This window comes from Candidatus Binataceae bacterium, from assembly GCA_035500095.1.
Taxonomy (GTDB): Bacteria; Desulfobacterota; Binatia; order Binatales; family Binataceae; genus JAKAVN01.
The window spans coordinates 1-15,368 of sequence record DATJXN010000101.1 but is presented as its reverse complement, the minus strand read 5'-3'; the positions used below and the strand labels follow the sequence as shown (position 1 = coordinate 15,368).

14 protein-coding genes are annotated in these 15,368 nt (G+C 64.8%); 10 read left to right on the top strand and 4 right to left on the bottom strand.

Going from position 1 to position 15,368, the window contains the following annotated elements; translation table 11 throughout:
* The first annotated feature begins 412 nt into the window (after nucleotides 1-412).
* Nucleotides 413-1,246: a CPBP family intramembrane glutamic endopeptidase gene (locus VMI09_10360; protein ID HTQ25090.1), complete on the top strand. Its 834-nt coding sequence runs from the start codon at nucleotides 413-415 to the stop codon at nucleotides 1,244-1,246.
* Between the two features lie 127 nt (nucleotides 1,247-1,373).
* On the opposite strand, the gene VMI09_10355 is transcribed toward VMI09_10360, so the two are convergent.
* Entirely contained in the window at nucleotides 1,374-2,603 is a 1,230-nt protein-coding gene (locus VMI09_10355; GenBank protein HTQ25089.1) for a CoA transferase, read from the bottom strand.
* Between the two features lie 80 nt (nucleotides 2,604-2,683).
* Nucleotides 2,684-4,147 carry a proline--tRNA ligase gene (gene proS / locus VMI09_10350; GenBank protein HTQ25088.1) on the bottom strand — a complete coding sequence of 488 codons (1,464 nt, stop codon included), beginning with the start codon at nucleotides 4,145-4,147 and terminating at the stop codon, nucleotides 2,684-2,686.
* A gap of 265 nt (nucleotides 4,148-4,412) precedes the next feature.
* Here proS and VMI09_10345 point away from each other — a divergent pair, with 265 nt between their 5' ends.
* Both VMI09_10345 and VMI09_10340 read left to right on the top strand, forming a co-directional pair.
* Entirely contained in the window at nucleotides 4,413-5,252 is an 840-nt protein-coding gene (locus VMI09_10345) for an SIMPL domain-containing protein (GenBank protein ID HTQ25087.1), read from the top strand.
* A 288-nt stretch (nucleotides 5,253-5,540) separates the two neighbouring features.
* Nucleotides 5,541-6,371, top strand: coding sequence for an LOG family protein (locus tag VMI09_10340; GenBank protein HTQ25086.1), 831 nt, complete (start codon nucleotides 5,541-5,543; stop codon nucleotides 6,369-6,371).
* Between the two features lie 51 nt (nucleotides 6,372-6,422).
* Here the strand turns inward: VMI09_10340 and VMI09_10335 are convergent, their stop codons facing one another.
* On the bottom strand, nucleotides 6,423-7,853 hold the full coding sequence (locus tag VMI09_10335) for a hypothetical protein (protein HTQ25085.1): 1,431 nt from the start codon (nucleotides 7,851-7,853) through the stop codon (nucleotides 6,423-6,425).
* Between the two features lie 84 nt (nucleotides 7,854-7,937).
* Nucleotides 7,938-9,383, bottom strand: a complete 1,446-nt coding sequence (locus tag VMI09_10330) for a DUF1254 domain-containing protein (protein HTQ25084.1) — start codon at nucleotides 9,381-9,383, stop codon at nucleotides 7,938-7,940.
* 306 nt (nucleotides 9,384-9,689) lie between these two features.
* On the opposite strand from VMI09_10330, the gene sthA reads away from it, so the two are divergent.
* The 7 genes from sthA to VMI09_10295 form a co-directional block, all read left to right on the top strand.
* The gene (gene sthA / locus VMI09_10325; protein ID HTQ25083.1) at nucleotides 9,690-11,105 is read left to right on the top strand and encodes a Si-specific NAD(P)(+) transhydrogenase; all 1,416 of its coding nucleotides are present in this window, start codon (nucleotides 9,690-9,692) and stop codon (nucleotides 11,103-11,105) included.
* A gap of 189 nt (nucleotides 11,106-11,294) precedes the next feature.
* Nucleotides 11,295-12,008, top strand: a complete 714-nt coding sequence (locus tag VMI09_10320) for an SIMPL domain-containing protein (protein HTQ25082.1) — start codon at nucleotides 11,295-11,297, stop codon at nucleotides 12,006-12,008.
* 28 nt (nucleotides 12,009-12,036) lie between these two features.
* Nucleotides 12,037-12,576, top strand: a complete 540-nt coding sequence (locus tag VMI09_10315; GenBank protein HTQ25081.1) for a redoxin domain-containing protein — start codon at nucleotides 12,037-12,039, stop codon at nucleotides 12,574-12,576.
* 6 nt (nucleotides 12,577-12,582) lie between these two features.
* Entirely contained in the window at nucleotides 12,583-13,335 is a 753-nt protein-coding gene (locus VMI09_10310) for a VIT1/CCC1 transporter family protein (protein HTQ25080.1), read from the top strand.
* Nucleotides 13,332-13,607 (top strand): hypothetical protein, encoded by a 276-nt coding sequence (locus tag VMI09_10305; protein ID HTQ25079.1) that lies wholly within the window; start codon nucleotides 13,332-13,334, stop codon nucleotides 13,605-13,607. The genes VMI09_10310 and VMI09_10305 overlap by 4 nt, the downstream gene beginning before the upstream one ends.
* A 53-nt stretch (nucleotides 13,608-13,660) precedes the next feature.
* Nucleotides 13,661-14,590: an ABC transporter permease gene (locus VMI09_10300; GenBank protein HTQ25078.1), complete on the top strand. Its 930-nt coding sequence runs from the start codon at nucleotides 13,661-13,663 to the stop codon at nucleotides 14,588-14,590.
* The coding region (locus tag VMI09_10295; protein HTQ25077.1) for an ABC transporter permease at nucleotides 14,590-15,368 on the top strand (779 nt) is incomplete at its 3' end. The genes VMI09_10300 and VMI09_10295, both read left to right, overlap by 1 nt.

Below are 15,368 nucleotides of genomic sequence, written 5' to 3'. Positions count from 1 at the left end.
CCATCGCTGTACAGATTTATTCTTTACAGAAAAAAGACCCAAGGTCAACTACCCACCACAAATTCCGTCGAACCGTCACCTCTTTTAACTCCCGACCTAGGAAACTGCGAAGAAATACGCGCTACTTTTGCACCGGAAATTTGCTAGTCTAGGCCGATCTTCCGTTACAAGCCGCGCGGACGTTCCGCCGACACGCGTTGTGCGCGGAGCCCGCGAGCCGGCGGCGGCGCATTCGCCTGCGGCTTCCCCAGCCGCGCGATCCTTCTCCGCGACGACCTATGTGTAATCCGTCGCGGCTGACCTTGCCGCGGGGTCTCTCACGCCTTAACAAACCTTCCGCGCCCGTTCACGATCGAATCACCGTGTTTTGCGAGTGCAGCCGCCTTCAGCGGCGCGGGAGGGACATCTCATCGTGGAAAGTCCGAGTATCGCCGTCGGCGCCGATTTGGAAGGACATCCGCCGCACGCGCAGGTTCGCAATTCGGGCTCGATAGAATTTGTCCTGCTCCTCGCACTGGGGATGGCAGGATGGTTTCTCTGCGCGCCGGTGCTTCCTATCCCGCCGGACAAGCATCTGCGCGCGTTCACGATCGCGCTTGCGGAGATGTTGTTCCTGGTGGGAATCGGATGCCGCTCGGCGCGCCGGCCGGACTTCATTCCGAGCGCGCTGATGCGGCTAGTCGGCGCCGATGGCCCGGCCCCCGCGTTCAGTGAACTGCTCTATGCCGCTGCGGGCGCGGCGGCGGTTTCGGTTCTGGGTACACGTATCGTGCAGGCTATCTTAGTCAAGGCGACGTGGTCGTCGGCGCTTGCCGCGCAGACGCCCCCCGCGGTAAAGGAAGCCGGTCGCAAAGCCTTCGAGCTCTTCAAGGCGCATCCGGCAGCGATCGGCGTCGGCTTTCCGATCATCGAGGAGATCCATTTCCGCCTCTTCTTGATGACGGTGTTGGTGTGGCTGATCGCGAAATTGCTGCGCGCGCCCGCAGGCGGGCTTGGCGCGCGGGCGTGGTGGACCGCGATCGTGCTTCAGGGACTGATGTTCGGCGCGATCCACGCGGCGACCGGCGAGGGAACGCTTTGGTGGGAGCCGCGTACGGTGCAGATGCTCCTCGAACCGCGCGCGGTTGCGGGAATCGTGCTGGGCTACGTTTACTGGCGCTGGGGTCTCGAGACGTCGATTCTCGCGCACATCTTCGCCGACCTGAGCGTGCTCTGCTACCTGATGCTGTTTGCGCACGGCGGCTGAGCCGCCCCGCCGACCAATCGTGCTCGCGCCGCCAAGGGCTTTCAGCGAATTCTCGCCCCCTCAGCACGCGGCGCGCGGTGGCGTCCTGGATGACACACCGCCGCGCGCACCCCAGCTGAATTGCAGATCAGCGATCGCCGCGGGTGAGCACTCCCGCCTTCTCCAGTTCGCCGATCCGATCCGCCGAGTAGCCGAGGCTGCCGAGAATCTCGGCGTTGTGCTCGCCCAGAAGCGGGGCTTGGAGGTCGAGCTCGGTCGGAAAGTCGGAAAAGCGCAGCGGCACGCCCGGGATGTCGTACTCGCCGATTATGCGATCGCGGATTTTGCGCACGGTCCGGCGCTCGCGCAAATGCGGATGATTGATCGCTTCTTCCACCGAGAGGATCGGCGCGACCGGAATCCGCGCCGCCTCGAGCTTGCGCAGGATGGTGGCGTCGTCGGGCTGGGCGTCGAGCCAGCGCTGAATGATCCCGGTGATCTCGGCGAGGTTGGCGGCGCGCGCGACCACGGTCGTGAAACGTGGGTCGGCCGCCAACTCCGGCCGCTCCATCGCGCGGCACAGCGCGGCGAACTGATGGTCCACCGGTGCCATGATGAACAGGTAGCTCTCCGGCGCCTTGCCCTTGAAGATCCCGATGATCGGCACCGCGGTATGATTCGAGCCCGCGCGTTTGGGCTTAACTTTGCCGCCGCTAGCGCTGTACATCTGCACGTTCAGCTCGTGGCAGTGGAAATAGCTGTCGAGCAGCGACACGTCGAGGTGCTGGCCGCGGCCGGTCTTGTCGCGATAGAGCAGCGCGCAGGCGATCGACGCGAGCGCATGCACGCCGGTCGAAACGTCGCCCAGCCCGAGCATCGGGAACGACGGCGGTCCGTTGGGGTCGCCGATCATGTAGGTCACCGCCGCATAGCTCATCCCGATGTAATCGTAGCCGGGGCGATTGGCGAGCGGTCCGGTCTGTCCGAATCCCGAGACCGAGCACATGATGAGCCGCGGGTTGATCTTGCTCACCGCCTCCCATCCGAGCCCCATCCGCGCGATCGCTCCCGGCGAGTAGTTCTCGAGCAGGACGTCGACCTTGGGCAGCAATTTTTTGATCACCTCGAGGCCCTCGGGTTTCTTGGGATCGAGGCAGAGGCTCTTCTTGCCGCGGTTCTGCTGCACGAAATACGCGCTGCGCCCGTCCTTCAGAAACGGAAAGGTGCGCGAGAAATCGCCCTTGGGCGGAATCTCCACCTTGATAACCTCGGCGCCAAGCTCGGCCATCAGGCGCGTCACGGTCGGACCGGCGAGCGCCTGGGTGAAGTCGAGGACCTTGTAACCATCAAGAACGTGGGCGGGTTTGGATGTTGGCATGGTCGAATTCCTCTCTCTGTGACCTTAGGCTGACGCGCGGCGGCCGGGCGGGCCGGTTTGCGCATTATTTCCTAACATTGTCAGTACGCTTTGGCGAAGAAGGCGCGCTCGGTCGCCGGTTCGCCGCAGACCAGGCATCGCCCGACCGCCGCGTTCTGTCCAAGGGGGATCGCGCGGCAGGTCGCGCGCGTCTCCTCGCGAATCCGTGTCTCGCAGGCGGCGTTGCCGCACCAGTAGATGTCGGCCATCCCGCCGCCGCCTTCGCCTTCCATCTGCGCGCGAAATTTCCCGTAGTCGTCGAATTCGCGCGTGTTGGCGCGCATCGCCTCGCGCGCCTGCGTGTACAGGCTCTTCTGAACGTCGTCGAGCAGCGCGCGGACGTGCGTCGCAAGTCCGTCGAGCGATGCCGCGGCTTTGGCTTCCTTGCCCGAGCGGTCGCGGCGTGCCATCACGGCGCTCCGCGCGGCGACGTCGCGCGGGCCGATTTCGATCCGGACCGGCACGCCGCGCATCTCCCAATCGTTGAATTTGAAGCCGGGCGTCAGGCCCTCGCGGTCGTCCAATCGCACGCGTATCCCGGCGGCCTCCAGCGCGTCGCGCGCTGCGCGCGCGGCGGCCAGCACGGGATCGCCGTCTTCGGTCTTGCGCCAGATCGGCACGACCACCGCCTGAAACGGCGCGACCGCCGGCGGCAGGCGCAATCCCTGGTCGTCGCCGTGACTCATGATGATCGCGCCGAGCAGCCGCGTCGATACGCCCCAGCTGGTCTGATGGGGATACTGGAGCTGGTTTTGCGTATCGAGAAAGCGAATCTCGAAGGCGCGCGCGAAGTTGTCGCCGAGGTAGTGCGAGGTGCCGCATTGCAGCGCCCGCCCGTCGCCCATCAGCGACTCGATCGAATAGGTCTCCTCGGCGCCCGGAAAACGTTCGGCCGCGCTCTTGCGCCCGGTCACGAGCGGCACCGCGAGATAGTCTTCGACGAAGCCGCGATAGACCTCGAGCATCGTGAGCGCCTCGCGTTCGGCCTCTTCCCTGGTGGCGTGCGCGGTGTGGCCCTCCTGCCAGAGGAATTCGGTGGTGCGCAGGAACGGCCGCGTGCGCATCTCCCAGCGCACCACGTTGCACCACTGGTTGATCATCAGGGGCAGGTCGCGATGCGAATGAATCCACTGCGCGAACATGTAATTGATGATGGTCTCGGAAGTGGGCCGCACGATCAGCGGCTCCTCGAGCTCCTTGCCGCCGCCATGCGTGACCACGGCGACCTCGGGGGCAAAGCCCTCCACGTGCTGGGCCTCCTTTTGCAGGAAGCTTTGCGGGATGAAGAGCGGAAAGTAGGCGTTGCGTGCGCCGGTCTTTTTGATCCGGCGGTCGAGTTCGTCGCGTAGCGCCTCCCAGATCGCGAAGCCGTCGGGGCGGAACACGATACATCCGCGGACCGGCGAGTAATCGGCAAGCTCGGCGCGCGCGATTATCTCGTTGTACCAGGCGGCGAAGTCGACGCTGCGGGGTGTGACTTTCTTTTCGTCCTGTTTGTCGGCCATGGAGTAGCTTTTTTCCAATCCAGAACAATACACCGCGCCGCCCGCGAAAGCATCGGCGCGCCCCCTCTCTCGCGCGCGTCGCGCCGCCCCTTCGCGCTTCGCTCCCGGGCGGCCTTGCCTTTCGCCGCCGGCTCCTCAACTATTGCGCTGTGGCTGTCGGTTGGCCCGCAGCTTAGATGCCAGCGCGCAGCCTTGGCAACAGTCCGAGCGGCCTCCGGCGCCGAACCGGACGCCGGTAGAGGCGCAAGTCGAGGTCCCGAGACGGATGAGAAAAAGGTCGCTTCAGATCGTAAGCAGCGGGCGTGCGCGGGTGAACGTAGGCCATAGCCGCCGCGGCGCAGGCGCCCTCCTTTCGCTTTGCGCGGGCGCCGCTGCGATCTTTCTCGCGGCGATGCCGGCCGCCGCGGTCGCTGCACCGGCCGCGGCGCCGTTTATTCCCGCGCCGCTCGCCGGCTCGCCTCCGCCGCAGGGCCCGCGCACAATCGAGGTTACCGGCAACGGCGAGGCGCACGTCGCTCCCGACGTCGCCTCGCTCAACCTCGCGATCGAAACGCATGCCGCAACCGCGCAGGAGAGCGCCGGCCAGAACGCGGCGCTCGCGCAAAAAGTCGTGGACGCACTCACCGCCAAGCTGAACGGCAAGGGCAAGGTGTGGACCGGCGGCTACTCGCTCTATCCCGAGTACAGCGAATCTCCGCAGCCCAATCAGAAGCCCAGCGTCATCGGCTATCGCGCCGAGAACTCGATTACTGTGGAGACCGGCGAGATCGGGATGCTCGGCGGATTGATCGACACGGCAATCCAGGCCGGCGCCAACCGGATCAACTTTCTCAACTTCACGCTGCGCGATGAAAGCCAGGCCCGCAGCCAGGCGATCGCGCTCGCTGCCAAGGACGCGCAGACCCAGGCGGACTCGCTCGCCAAGTCGCTCGGCGTAAAGCTTGGGCCCGTGGTCAAGGCCACCACCGAGACCGAAAACAGGCCGATGCCGGTTATGCGCGCGGGGGCGATGGCGATGAGCGCGTCGATGGGCGCGCCGACCCCGGTGCAACCCAACGAGGTCACGGTCCCCGCGACAGTCTCGATTACGTATCAGATCGAATAGCTGCCAAAATTCGCCCGATTTCTGCTGCAGGTAAACCCGCCGGCTCGCGCAGGAACGGAGGAAAGCTAGCCTGGTGGCCGCAGCTTGCCAGCGCGCGACTGGAGCCGGGCAGGTCTCGCCGAAATAGCGCCTTTTGCCCGGTTTCCAGGAGCTTCGCGGGTGCCTCGTCCGAAGCCTGTCCGCGGCGAAAAGCTGCCGGAAAGATAAACTGCCGTCAACTTGATAAAATCGAGGCGCAATCGTTGGAAGCGTCAGAGCCTCCAACGCAACATTTGCCGGAGGTGAATCTTGGACAAATCCAACGGCAGCAAACAATTCCATCGACAGACCAAGGCCTATGAGGACGTGCGGTTCCTCGAAAGCAAGGACGGCCGGGCGCTACGCATCCTTGCCGAATATCTGGAGCCGCTGTCGCGGTTCAAACGCTATAAGGTCCAGGACACCATCGTCTTCATGGGCTCGGCGCGGTTGTTGTCGCGCGAAACGGCCGAAGCAGCCCTGGCCGAGGCGGAAAGGGCGGGGCACGGCGTGACGGCGGCACGCACGGCGCTTGAGCTCTCGACCTATTACGAGGCCGCACGTGAGCTGTCCCATCGGTTGACGACCTGGTCGAAGAGGCTCGACCATAACGAGCGCCGGTTTGTCGTCTGCACCGGCGGCGGTCCCGGTATCATGGAGGCGGCTAACCGCGGCGCCTCGGAAGCGAGGGGGCTGAATGTCGGCCTGACGATATCGATCCCCAACGGCGAGTTCGATAATCCCTATGTCAGCCGCGAGTTGCACTTTCATTTCCACTACTTTTTCATGCGCAAGTTCTGGTTCGTCTATCTTGCCAAGGCGGTGGTGCTGTTCCCCGGCGGCTTCGGAACGCTCGACGAATTCTTCGAAATGCTTACGCTGGTGCAGACGCGCAAGATGAAGAAGCGCATGCCGATCGTGCTGTTCGGGGCGAAGTACTGGAACGAGGTGCTGAACTTCGACGCGCTGATCAAATACGGAACAATCGGCCCGGGCGATGTCGAGCTCTTCCACAGAACCGATTCCATAGACGAAGCTTATGAGATCATCACCCGAGGCCTGACCGAGAATGCGCTGGGCAGTCCCGGCGCCCAGCTTTAGTAACCAGCGTTAGTAAACCGCCGGGCCGTCGGCGGATTTTTCGGCAGCGGGCTACGGCTCGAGCGCGCCGAGCAGTTGTTCGCGAGTCGGCTGAACGATCGGCGCCTTCGTATGGTAACGGAGGACTCCTTGCGTGAGCGCCACGATCTCCGGATCGGCGTACACCTCGGCAGGCCGGCTGAGCATACCCATGACCTTCCAGAATGCGCGGAAGATAGTCGGATCAAATAGTGCTGCGGTACGCAGTTGCTCGAAGGTTATCCGGTCAGAGACGGCGTCGGGCGCGGGCGGGAGCGGAGCGCCGAATATTCGGTGTTTGAGGATCCCGAGGCGCGCGAAGTCGATCGCCGCCTGATCCTCGTAATACGGAAGGATATGTTCGGCGGCCAGTTTATCCAGAGCCATTGCGAGCGCGCGCCGGTCGTCGCCGTGATGGTCAACGGCATCAACCAAATCCGCGATACCCGTCAATGCGAGCGTCAGGCCGCGGCCGAGCGTCGGATTCGTCGTGCAGACCGAGTCGCCGATAGCGGCCAACCCTGTCGCTACCGGCGCGCCGCCGACAACCAAACGGCGCATCGTATTGTTCACCGCACCCATCGGAAACACGTCGGTGATCGGTTCCATTACGTCAAGCCACGCGGCGTAGGTCGGGATGGTACGCATCACCGCCTCGAAGACCTTCGGGTACCTGAGCGTTTTGAATCGGCGATCGATCGCCAGCGGCACCACCGCCAGCTGCATCGTTCCATTGTCGGCGCCCCAGATGCCGACGGTGAACTCGTCGAGGCCGACGACGATCCGCGTCGTGGCCGGCCCGGGTAGTTTGTGCGCTCGACGCAGCCGATAATGCCGGCTGAAGTACGCCACACCGCACTCCGCCCGCCACATCGCCGTTGAATGAGCGCCAATCTCGTCGAGCCAGCGGTCAACCGGCGAGCGCCGGCCCATCGCATCCACCACCATGTCCGCAGCAACGTCACCCTGATTGGTGCGCACTCCAGTGACGTGAGGCGGCCTATCCGCAGCGGCGAGCAACCCGGTTGCGCGCACTCCCACGCTGAGCGTCACGCCGGGCTCAGCAACGACCACCCGCTGAAGGACCCAATCGATGGTCGAGCGCCGGGTCATCAGCATCGTGAACCGCTCGTCGTCCGGTCTCGCCGTGGTGTCGCTGAGCGACGGCGGCATCTGCGTCGAGATCGGCGCTTCGGCCACGCCCGCGGCTAGCATCAGGCGATAGACGTCGGGCAGGTGCTCCATAAGAAGCTGCCGGCACCTGGCCATCACGATATGCGGCTGGACAATCTGAGGCGCGGCCGAGCGGAAGGCGGACGCCGCGGCAGACTCGACGTCGGGCGCCGGCTCCGATCGATCCTGCTCGAGGACGACGACCTCGTGGCCGGCCCGCGCCAGCATCAACGCGGCAAAGAGACCCGCGGCGCTTCCTCCGACGATCGCAAACTTCAGTTCCCGTTTCACTAGCCTGTCTGCTCGGTGATGGCTCGCCGCGGCGGTCTCGATTAACTATCGGATCGAGTAGCCGCTGAGATCAGCGCGACTCTTCTAAAGAACGCGCACGGCCGGGGGCTTCCAGGTTCCATCGCCAGGCGGCAGAATGGACGGCGGACTCTCCTTCGGCCAGTACAGGCGCATCACCAGGTAGATCGGACCGTCGGGAGCGGGCAGCCAATTGGATTCCTTGTCGGCGCCAGGCGAGTTCTTCTGAATGTAGAGCGTCAGCGAGCCGTCGGCGTTCTTCTTGAGATTCGGAAGCATCGGCGAGTTGATCAGATAGCGGTTGATCGGATTCTTGATCAGCAACTGCGTCTTGCCGTCGTATATGGTTACGGACCAGAAGGCGTTGACTGGCGGAAGCTGGCCTGCGGCGAAGGTGAGCGTGTAGTTGTGCTTGCTGCCGTCGAGCGGTTCGCCGTTCGGCAGCCACTTCGTCAGCGGATACATCGCCTCCACTGCGTCGTTGCCGTAGATACCGCCCTTGGCGCCGGCTGCGCGCAATAACCAGTCGCCGTGGTAGAAGGCGCGATCGCCAAATGGCGAACCGACGTGCCATCCGTTGACGTTCTTGCCGAAGGTTTTGAGTTTCTCCGCGACCTTCTTCTCGCCGTCCTTCATGCCCAGGCCGATTTCGAGCTTGTGCTTGAGCGAAAGGTCTTTGAAGTTGAAGGTCTTGCCGGGGCCGATGCCGATCCGGGCGAGCCTGGCGCGGATGTCTTTCTCTTCCGGCCCGGACGGCGCGAATCGCAGAGCGAAATCGAGATATTCGAAAAAATTCTTCTTTACGAGTTGATCGTTGATCCTAGGGAAATCGATCGCCGGGGCCGCTGGAGGCGCCGACTGGTGCAGATATGCGGACAGCGGCTGTACTTTGTAACCAGACTGGACTTTCTCGACGTTGGGCAGGTCCGCGGAGTTGAAGAGCTGGGTGCGAAATACCGCAATTGAAAAGTCGGTCGTCGACTGGAACACCTTCTTGATGCCTTGCGGCGTTTCGCCCTTCCATTCGGGTCCGACAACCATGTAATCGCCCGCGTCGTTGCCGGTGGCGCGGCTTCCGATGTAGCCGTAGTTGAACGTGTTACCGTCAGTGAACTGCACGCAGTAGTAACGGCTCTTTTCGACGGCCGGTACCGAGATCACGATGGGTTCCGCGCGCAGGTCCATCCATGCCAGCGAGTACGGCGTGTCGCTGTTGGGCGTGACGATAGTCGTGTCCCTGTAAGTGAAGACGCGGTGCTCGTTGGATATTGTATTGAACGGAGCCTTCCACTGGCCCGAGTTTCGGTCCACGACATACTCGTACATGACCGCGTAATTCATCACGATCGGCAATCCGTAGATGAATCCCTCTTCCGCTATCGCCCGGCTCTCGCTGATGCTCGGCCAGGACTTAGCCGTTTGCGAGATACCAGCGCTCGGGCTTGCGATCAGGAGCGCGATGCTCGTGACGACCGCCAAAGCCGTTAGAAGCGCAAAAGACCGTGCTTGCATCGGTTCACTCCTTCCACTTGGGGAGGTCTTTCCTGGCTCGCTGGTCGAAGCTGCAGAGGCAGGTAATCCCTGTATCTGAATCCAGGATGAATCATGTAAAACAGGGTAGCCCTTCGCAAGAAGACCTTGGTCCTACTGTTTTGCGCGAACGACCTGACATGCCCCGCGAGCCGGCAGCTCCATTTGTGTGTAGGCTCGGAAATCCGCCGTTAACATTCGATGGGTAAGATCCACGGGGCAATCAAACGCGGATAGGAGCGGCGCGGCCGCACTGGACCCGCGCACGCACTGGACGTGAGGTGTTCGATGGCTGATTTCGATTACGACCTGGTCGTCATAGGTTCGGGACCCGCGGGCCATCATGCGGCGATCCAGGCGGCCAAGCTGCGCAAGCGGGTGCTGATGGCCGAGCGCAAGTCGATCGTCGGCGGGATCTGCATCAATATCGGCACGATTCCGAGCAAGACCATGCGCGAGGCGATCCTTTACCTTTCCGGCTATCGCGAGCACGCGGTCTACGGCGAATCGTATCGGCTGAAGGAACGGATCGCGCTCAGCGACCTGCTGGTCCGCGTGGATCCCGTGGTGCGCCATGAAATCGACGTCACCCGCAACCAGCTGCTGCGCAACGGCGTCGAACTCGCCCACGCCAGCGCCTCCTTTATCGATCCGCATACTTTGCAACTCGAACTTCCCGCCGACGGCGCCCGCCGCACCGTGACCGCCGACAAGGTCGTGATCGCCGCCGGGACGCAGGCCACGCGCGACCCGCAGATGCCGATGGACGGGCACAGCGTCTTCTCCAGCGACGACATCCTCGAGATGGGCGAACTGCCGCAAACCCTCGCCGTTGTCGGAGCGGGCGTGATCGGATGCGAGTACGCGAGCATGTTCGCGGCGATGGGCGTGCGCGTCACGCTGATCGACAAGCGTCCGCACCTGCTGCCCTTCGTGGACGGCGAGCTGATCGAGGCGCTCAGCTACCACCTGCGCGAGCGGCGCGTGATGCTGCGTCTCGGCGAAGAAGTCGATCGCGTCGAAGTGGTTGACGACGCGGCCGGGCGGCACGTGCGCACGATGCTCAAGAGCGGCAAGCAGATCGTGAGCGACAAGGTGCTGTGCAGCGTCGGGCGGACGGGCGCGACCGCCGATCTGAAGCTCGAGGCGGCAGGCGTCAACGTCGACAGCCGCGGCCGCATCCCGGTCAACGATCGCTATCAAACTTCGGCGCTGACGATTTACGCCGCCGGCGACGTATGCGGATTTCCGAGCCTCGCGTCGGCCTCGATGGAGCAGGGACGGCTCGCCGCCTGCAGCGCCTTCGGCGTCGAGGCGACGCAGTTCCGCGAGCTGTTTCCCTACGGCATCTATACCATCCCCGAGATCTCCTTCGTTGGGCGCAACGAGGAAGAACTGACCGAACAGGGCGTGCCCTACGAGACCGGCCGCGCGCCGTATCGCGAGATCGCGCGCGGACGCATCGTCGGCGACACCATCGGCTTCGTCAAGCTGCTGTTCCATCGCGAAACACGTGAACTCCTGGGCGTGCACATCATCGGCGAAGGCGCGGTCGAACTGATTCATATCGGCCAGGCGGTGCTGGCGCTGGGCGGCCGTCTGGACTACTTCATCGACACGGTCTTCAACTATCCGACGCTCGCCGAGTGCTACAAGAACGCGGCCTTCGACGGAATCAACCGGATAAGGGCGATGCCTGCCTGACGATGCGCGCGGCTCAGGACCGAACCGCCGGACGATGCACCAAAGCCCGCTTCGGCCCGGCCAATTTGCCGCATCCCGGCGCCACCGGGCTCATCAAATTAGCCGCCGGAGTGCTCGCCGCGCGCGCAACATCCGCGCCGCCCGTGTAAGCTTCGTCCGGCGATGTCAGTCCCAGTTGAATTAGGAGCGGTGAGCAGGGCTGAGGCCCCAATCCTGGAGCTACAGCCCGGACGGGTCGCAGCTTTGCAGAGCGCGGCGCCGCCGGCCGAGGTTCGATCCGCCGCTTTGGCCGGCCGGCCGCTGCGCACGATCGACGTCGTCGGCATCGGCGAGTGGCGCACGAGTCCCGACCGCGCGCTGTTAAATTTTGCGATCGAAGCCTCTGCGCTCTCCGCCAGGGAGAGCGCAGAGGCGAACGCGGCGCTCACCCAACGGATATCCCAGGCTCTCGCGGTAAAACTCTGCGGCAAGTGCAGGCTCTGCGCGGGCGGGTGTGCGCTCTATCCGGAGCACGAACAGCCGCGCGGGCATGAGAGACCGGCGGTGATCGGTTACCGCGCCGAGAGTTCGCTGACCATCGACACCCGCGCGGTCGGAAGCGTCGGGGCCCTGATCGATGTCGCGTTCGACGCCGGCGTGAGCGGGATCAACTACCTCGAGTTTCCCCTGGGCGACGAGAGCGAGGCGCGCAGCGAAGCGATTGCCTGCGCCGCACTCGACGCGCAGGCGCAGGCGCTTTCGCTCGCCCGCGCGCTCGGTTTCAGGCTCGCGCGGGTGCTCCGAACCGTCAGCGAGGTCCGGGTGCGGACGCAGCCGGCGCAAGAGACCGCGGCGGCGGAGCCGCCGCGGACGGGCGAAGTGACTATTCCCGCGACCGTTTCGATTATCTACCAGATCGAGTAGCCTTAACCTCCGCAGCCTGGATGCAGAGATGCTGAAACCCGGAGACAGCGCACCGCCGTTCGATCTCTCCTGCGCGGCCGGCGGCCGCGCAGGGCGCCTGCGGCTTTCCCAGATCGATTCCGAGATGGTCGTGCTGTTTTTCTATCCGCACGACTTCTCCTTCATCTGTCCAACCGAGGTCGTCGGCTTTCACAAGGCGCGCGAAGAGTTTGCCGCCGAAAAAACCAGTATCGTCGCGGTCAGCGTTGACGACGCCGAGACCCATCTGCGCTGGGCGCGCGAGCTCGGCGGGATCGGCTATCCGCTCCTGGCCGACACGGACGGCGCGCTCGCCCGCGCTTACGGCGTCTTCGACGAAGGCGCCGGCCTTGCGATGCGCGCGACCTTCATCCTCGATGCGAAACGTACGATCGTCTACTGCGTCGCCTGTCCGGTTAATGTCGGCCGCAGCGTGAGCGATACGCTCCGCGTGGTGCGAGCGGTGCGCTCGGGGCGGATGTGTCCGGCGGATTGGCAGCCGGCCGGCATCGCGGCCCCGCCGCTCACTACCGGCTCCAGTTCCGGCTAAGCGCGCGTGCCCGCCCTTGACCCATCCGACAAGAAGCGGCTTATCGAGCGTCTTTCGAGTATCCGCGAAATCGTTTTCGGCACGCAGGACGGCATCCTCACCACGGCCGGCGTGCTCGCAGGGCTGAGCGGCGCCGTCGCGATCCGCCGCCAGGTGATTCTCGCCGCGCTGGCCTCAACCGCCGCAGGAGCGCTCTCTATGGGGGCCGGTGCATATCTCGGCGCGCGGGCCGAGTCCGAGGTCTTGTCGAGCACGCTCGAGCGCGAGCGCGAAGAGGCCGCCGCCGAGCCCCATCTGCTCCAGGAGCGTCTGCTGCATGCGCTCGAGCACGAGGGGCTGAGCCGTGAGGCGTCCTACCGTGTCGTCAAGCTGCTGAGCGGCGCGCCGCAGGCGCTGTTCTCCACCGCCGAGGTCAAAATGTACGGCCTAAGCCGCCAGGCGCTTGGCAGTCCCGCGGTTGACGGCGTCACGATGGGTCTTGCGTTTCTGGTTGGCGCAACGGTGCCGCTGTTGCCGTTTGTCCTGATACCGTCCGCCGGGCCCGGCGATCGCGCGGGGCTTATTGCCGCGATGGCGACGACGGCGCTTGCGCTGTTCGCGGTCGGCTATTTCCAGGGATGGCTCGCGCAGCGTAAGTCGCGATGGCTTTCGGGGCTGCGTTTTCTCGGGGTTGCGATGGGCGCTGCGGTCGCGGGCTACCTTATCGGGCTTGCGATCGCACCGATTGGCGGAGGCGGATCGATTCCAACGACGCCATGAAGCTAAACGCGTACGCTTCGCTTGCCGCCTTTCTGGCTCATCGGCGGGCGCTCAAACAGGCCGGGGCCGGGGGCCTCTCCGCGGATGAGCTTGCCCGCAGCGCTGAGATGGAGAAAATTATCGCGTCGCTGCGGCCCGAGGAGCGCGCGACGCTGGAAGGGGCGAGCGCGGACGGGGGAGCGCGCGCCGACGGCACGACGCGGCGCCATCGCGAACGCGCGGAAGCAAGTCTCGCACGGGAACTCCGCGCACGCGGCTTGCTCGCGCCGTAGGAACCCGGCCGCGAGGACAGTATCGGAGCCGCGCCGCTTATGTCATCGGAAAAATGATTGCCTACGTCATCCGGCGAATCGTCTATGGCGCGGCGGTCCTGCTCGGCACCTCGATCATTACGTTCACCATCGCCTTCGTCATCCCCGCGGACCCGGCGGTCGCAATGGCGGGTGCGAAGGCCGACCCGCAGACGCTCGCGACGATCCGCCATCAGCTCGGCCTGGATCAGCCGCTCTTTATCCAGTACACGCACTATCTCGGCCGCGCGCTGCACGGCGACCTCGGCCGTTCGTACATCCGGCGCGCGAGCGTGACGCAACTGATCCTGAGCCGCTTTCCCGCAACCGCGCTCCTGGCGCTGTGCGCGATGGCCCTCTCGCTCGCGCTGGGAATTCCGATGGGGATGGTGGCGGCGGCGTGGCGCGGGCGCGCCGTGGACAACGTGCTCCTCATCGCCTCGCTTGCGCTGATTTCGATCCCGATTTTCTGGCTGGGCACGATGCTGCTGATCGCGGGCGGGCTCTATCTGCGCACGTTTCCGCTGGGCGGCCTCGACGGTTGGAAGAGCCTGGTGCTGCCGACCGTCGCGCTCGCACTCGGCTCGGCCGGCTACTACTCGCGGATCCTGCATACCAACCTGGTCGAGGCGCTCGAGCAGGACTATATCCGCACCGCGCGCGGCAAGGGCCTTTCCGCCGCGCAGGCGCTCATCCGCCACGCGATGGCCAACGCGATGCTGCCGCTGGTCACGCTCGCCGGGCTCGATCTCGCGGGATTGCTCTCCGGCGTGGTGCTCACGGAGACCGTGTTCAACTGGCCGGGAATCGGGCGTCTCGCCTACGAAGCCGTCTTCAACCTCGACATCCCGCTTATCATGGGCACGGTGCTCTTCTCGGCGTTCCTGGTGGTCGTCGCCAACCTGGGAGTCGACCTGCTCTATGCGTGGCTCGATCCGCGAATTCGGCTGAGTGAAACGTCGTGATGCGGCGGATCAACGCGATGGAGCTGGTGGGCGCGGCGATGGTGCTGAGCCTGGTGACGGCCGCGCTGTTCGCGCCGCACCTTGCTCCTTACGACCCGACGCGCGCGGTCGCGCCGACCTACGGTGACCCCGGCGCGCCGTCGCCCGCGTTTCCGCTCGGCACCGACGAGTTGGGACGCGACGTGCTCTCGCGAATCATCTGGGGTGCGCGGGTCTCGCTGACCGTGGCGGTCGCCGCGATGGCAATCACGATGACGATCGGAGTGGCGATCGGGCTTGCCGCGGGCTTCTTCGGCGGCGCGGCCGATTTCGCGCTGATGCGCTTCACCGACGTGATGCTGACGCTGCCTGCGCTGTTGCTCGCGATGGCTTTCGTCGCCGTGCTCCATCCGAGCCTGCTAAACGTGCTGCTGGTGATCGGCCTTGTCTCGTGGACGCAAGTCGCGCGTGTCGTGCGGGCCGAGGCGCTTTCGATGACGCAGCGCGACTTCGTGACCGCGGCGCGCGCGCTCGGCGGCTCGCCGGCGCGGCTCATCGCGCATCATGTGCTGCCCAACCTGATCCCGATAATCGTCGTGATGGCGGTGCTCGGAACCTCGGGCACGCTGCTGCTGGACGCGGGCCTCAGCTTTTTGAGCCTCGGGGTGCCGCCGCCGACGCCGAGCTGGGGTCGCATGATCGAAGAGGCGCTAATCTATTTTCGCACCGCGCCGTGGCTGATCGCATTTCCAGGGCTGGCGATCTTTTACGCGGTGCTGGCGTTCAACCTGCTCGGCTA